This is a genomic window from Carnobacterium sp. (assembly GCF_032094055.1).
Lineage (GTDB): Bacteria > Bacillota > Bacilli > Lactobacillales > Carnobacteriaceae > Carnobacterium_A.
Map to the genome: position 1 here is coordinate 12003 of NZ_DAMDAK010000047.1, position 4584 is coordinate 16586.

Below are 4584 nucleotides of genomic sequence, written 5' to 3' on the forward strand. Positions count from 1 at the left end.
TAAAAACGATATGATTTCTTACGATAAGTTGGAAAACGTTGAAGATGAAGTGACTAAGAAAAAAACTAAGAAAATGGTTCCTTATGAAAAATTATTTAGAGGAGATAATAATCCGAGGGAAAACAGATTTGAAGTCGAAGACATTGCTTTCAAGTCTGCAAATAGGCAGATGCCTGCTATCAGTCCTTTAAAAAATATTATTAAATACAATGTTGATGTTCTTGGTAATAAATATCCAATCAAAAAAGAAAAATTCAATCCTTATTTAGATGAGCAATCAGAAAGAAAAGAAAATTTATTAAAAGGTTTACAAACGATATAAGGCTTGTTATAATAAGGGTGTCTTCGACGGAAGACTTCCTTATACCAAAAGGTCGCGAGGACCTACCAAAATAAGGCTTTATGCCGAAATCGCCCCATTTATGGGGCTTTTTTTGTATCTATATATAGAAAAGAAAGGATGAAAATATGAGTTGGCGTGTTGTATATATTGAAAAATCAGATTATTTAAAGCTTTACTTAGACAATTTAAAAGTAGTACGGGAAGACACTGAAATTTTGATACCGCTTTCCGATATCCATACTATTATTGTGGATAACCAACAAACTGTTGTAACCGCCCGTTTGTTAAATAAGTTAGCCGAATACCATATCCTGTTGATTTTTTGTGATGAAAAGCATTTGCCGAATATCTATGCCCTCTCTCCTCACAGTCACCATCGGGCTTCAAGAGTGCTAGAACGGCAAGTTCAATGGTCTCCTGAAATAAAGGGACTGATGTGGCAGAAAATCATTCAAATAAAAATTAACAACCAAGCTTCAGTATTAACTCATTTAAGAAAAGATTTTGATTCGATTGAAACGCTTCATCGTCTCTCTGATGAAGTCAACTTTTCAGATGACACAAATCGTGAAGGTCATGCAGCTAAATTATATTTTAAAACGTTGTTTGGCAGTTCTTTTATTCGAGATCGTGATAGTTTTGACGGAATCAATTCAGGATTAAATTACGGTTATATCGTTTTACGCTCAACTGTCGCTAGAACTATTGTGGCTTATGGGCTGCAACCCTCTTTCGGTATTGGCCATTATAATCAATATAATGCTTTTAATTTAGCTGATGATCTAATGGAGCCTTTTCGGCCGGTAATCGATTTATGGATAAGCGTTATGTGCCAAGAAGATACATATTTAGATTTAAAAACGAAACAAAAGATCGTTCACTTAATTAGTAACAATAAACTATTGATTGGCAATCAAAAACAAACTATTTTAAATGCAATCGAACTACTTGTTCAATCTTTTATTAAAGGAATGAACAAGAATAATACAGAACTGTTGGTTTATCCGGCCAATGGCATCTCCTTATAGAATCATGCGTTTGATTTTATTTTTTGATTTGCCAATGAACACAAAAAGTGAACGACGAACTTATTCAAGGTTTAGAAAGTATCTGATCAATAATGGTTTTACCATGGTTCAATTTTCTGTATATGCAAAAATTTTTCCAAACCGCTCAAGTCTGGATAATTATATGATGGGATTAAGAAATAATTTACCAAAACATGGCTCCGTTCGAGCGATGGCTGTCACTGAAAAACAATACAGCAATATGTTTTTACTTGTAGGCGACAAAACTATTACCGAGCAGGCTATCACGGAAGATCCTTTGGTGATTCTATGAAAGAATGGCATATTAAGGACTCAGAGCAAACTATTTCTGTTCTAATAGAAAAAGTGTCTATTTTAAAAGGCAACCCGAACGACTGGAACGTCATAATGGAAAGTTTTGCTCATTACTTCAGTCATAAAAGTACTTCAATCAAAATATTTCAAAACCAAACGTTGATTCCCAGAAATGATTTTTCATTTCAGACATTTTCTTCTGTTCAACATGCAGATTCAAAGAATATAAATAAAGTTTTAGCTGCACAGAAAACAGCTTTTTTGAATCAGCTTGAATTTTCTCCATTTTATAAACAAGTGGTAGACAGTTGGGAAGAATTGATTGAAGAAGTAGATTTTTTGAATACACAGCAACAATCCAAACTATTAAATTACACATTAGCCCCTTTTGATAAAAACTGGATAACCAATAAATTGAGCCTTTCTGAGAAAGACTATATTCACTTAAGCAACTATGAAAAAGTCGTACTTCAACTTAATTTGTTGGAAGAAGCTTTAAGCGACAAACAACTGATTATCTGTATTCAGTATCCAGATGCGTTGCTTTCAGATAAAGAAACGATCCGTTTAGTTACTTCTCTCAAAGAGTCAAAGAGTGGAATAATCTATTTTATACTTACAGAGAACCCAATTGTTTCACCTACTAATGTACTTTATAAAGGAAAAATCAGAAATTTAATTAGTTGTTACAATATTAAAGAACAATTAATAGCTAAAATACCTTCGAATTGGTCAGATCAAGTATTTTTAAACGCTTGTAATTGGTATATGACTCTTGTGGATAAGTACGCTGAAGAAACCGTTCTTTTGTCTTTAAAAACTGTGGATAACTTAGAAACTTTTATTTATCTCTATTCCCTTTTCATTCTTACAAATACTCCTGTAATTGTTGATTTAATAATGATTCCGCCTGCTATTGAGAAATACTTTGAAAACTTAATACGCGATAAGGTATAATGAAAATGACATTTTGGTAATCTCGCATCTTTTGGTATAAGGAAACAAATTCAGAGCGTGGGATGGCGAAAGATTAATTTTGGTAATCTCGCATCTTTTGGTATAAGGAAACCAATCATATGTTTAAATCCTTAGCAAATCATTTTGGTAATCTCGCATCTTTTGGTATAAGGAAACCTAAATCAGGCTTCGAATTTGAATTGTCTAATTTTGGTAATCTCGCATCTTTTGGTATAAGGAAACTGCAACCGGCTTGTTTTCTCCTAAAGCCTTATTTTGGTAATCTCGCATCTTTTGGTATAAGGAAACAACAAAAAGAAGAACTTGCAGAATTATTAGAATTTTGGTAATCTCGCATCTTTTGGTATAAGGAAACCCAGTCAGCCATTCCTTTATTCGCTCAAGCATTTTGGTAATCTCGCATCTTTTGGTATAAGGAAACGCTGAATAGTTTGAATTAGGGGGTAAGCAGATTTTGGTAATCTCGCATCTTTTGGTATAAGGAAACGTTAGTAGATGAATAAGCAAGAGTTGATTGATTTTGGTAATCTCGCATCTTTTGGTATAAGGAAACTCTATAGCTTCTTCTATCCACTCTTTTACGATTTTGGTAATCTCGCATCTTTTGGTATAAGGAAACTCGGCATGTTATTTCTCTCCTTTTTAGCCCATTTTGGTAATCTCGCATCTTTTGGTATAAGGAAACAAAGTGTCGTTGAACAAATAAAAGAATATAATTTTGGTAATCTCGCATCTTTTGGTATAAGGAAACTCTTAATGTTATGCACTAAAGACGCTCCAATTTTGGTAATCTCGCATCTTTTGGTATAAGGCAAAAGACGCCTTCCGCTTTGTATACTATTTTGGTAATCTCGCATCTTTTGGTATAAGGAAACACCGCTATATGGCTCGCCGTTAGCCTCTGCATTTTGGTAATCTCGCATCTTTTGGTATAAGGAAACTCTTTTACCTGTTACATTTACCGCCCTTGTATTTTGGTAATCTCGCATCTTTTGGTATAAGGAAACTATCTGCAGTGGGAGGCTGTTACTCAGCTAATTTTGGTAATCTCGCATCTTTTGGTATAAGGAAACACATTCGGTTCTTCAAGTGTGATCTTGTAATTTTGGTAATCTCGCATCTTTTGGTATAAGGAAACTGTCTGACCGCGGTATTGCCGCAATGGCTTATTTTGGTAATCTCGCATCTTTTGGTATAAGGAAACTCTTAGTTGCTGATTACACTAACGCTAAGTATTTTGGTAATCTCGCATCTTTTGGTATAAGGAAACAATATTTAAAATATACAGATGCAAACGGAAATTTTGGTAATCTCGCATCTTTTGGTATAAGGAAACCTTATTTGTTTGATATTGCTGAACCACCTAATTTTGGTAATCTCGCATCTTTTGGTATAAGGAAACAAGCTGCCTGAACTGTGCATGATATTAGCTATTTTGGTAATCTCGCATCTTTTGGTATAAGGAAACGTACAGTACCGAAAACATTGATAAACCAAGATTTTGGTAATCTCGCATCTTTTGGTATAAGGAAACCATGCTTCAATTGTCTGGACTGCTACACCAATTTTGGTAATCTCGCATCTTTTGGTATAAGGAAACTGGACAGCTTTCTTAGCTCCTTTAGATTTATTTTGGTAATCTCGCATCTTTTGGTATAAGGAAACAACTTCTCGGACTTCCGGTTCAACAGCTAATTTTGGTAATCTCGCATCTTTTGGTATAAGGAAACTACTTTATATCCTTTAAGATAAAGCATAGCATTTTGGTAATCTCGCATCTTTTGGTATAAGGAAACTGATTTCTTTAATTTTGGTATCGACTTCATATTTTGGTAATCTCGCATCTTTTGGTATAAGGAAACGTACTTCAATGCAGCTATCACATTCCAGAGATTTTGGTAATCTCGCATCTTTTGGTAT

At 34.1% G+C, this 4584-nt stretch carries 4 protein-coding genes and 1 CRISPR repeat array; all 4 genes read left to right on the top strand.

Annotated elements, in window-relative coordinates:
• Positions 1-322: hypothetical protein (locus RT405_RS08355; protein WP_313469064.1), on the top strand; the 322-nt coding region annotated here is incomplete at its 5' end.
• 146 nt (positions 323-468) lie between these two features.
• A complete protein-coding gene (gene cas1 / locus RT405_RS08360; protein ID WP_313469065.1) occupies positions 469-1371 on the top strand; it encodes a type II CRISPR-associated endonuclease Cas1 in 903 nt (300 codons plus the stop codon).
• Positions 1355-1684, top strand: a complete 330-nt coding sequence (gene cas2 / locus RT405_RS08365) for a CRISPR-associated endonuclease Cas2 (protein WP_313469066.1) — start codon at positions 1355-1357, stop codon at positions 1682-1684. Before cas1 ends, cas2 begins: the two co-directional genes overlap by 17 nt.
• Positions 1681-2643, top strand: coding sequence for a hypothetical protein (locus tag RT405_RS08370; protein ID WP_313469067.1), 963 nt, complete (start codon positions 1681-1683; stop codon positions 2641-2643). Before cas2 ends, RT405_RS08370 begins: the two co-directional genes overlap by 4 nt.
• 10 nt (positions 2644-2653) lie before the next feature.
• Positions 2654-4583: a CRISPR direct-repeat array (repeat unit 27 nt; unit sequence ATTTTGGTAATCTCGCATCTTTTGGTA).
• Position 4584: the final 1 nt, after the last annotated feature.

Bases quoted from the DNA above. Each gene is read 5' to 3' on its own strand.
- cas1 (WP_313469065.1), top strand. From the start codon at position 469: ATGAGTTGGCGTGTTGTATATATTGAAAAATCAGATTATTTAAAGCTT.
- cas2 (WP_313469066.1), top strand. From the start codon at position 1,355: ATGGCATCTCCTTATAGAATCATGCGTTTGATTTTATTTTTTGATTTG.
- RT405_RS08370 (WP_313469067.1), top strand. From the start codon at position 1,681: ATGAAAGAATGGCATATTAAGGACTCAGAGCAAACTATTTCTGTTCTA.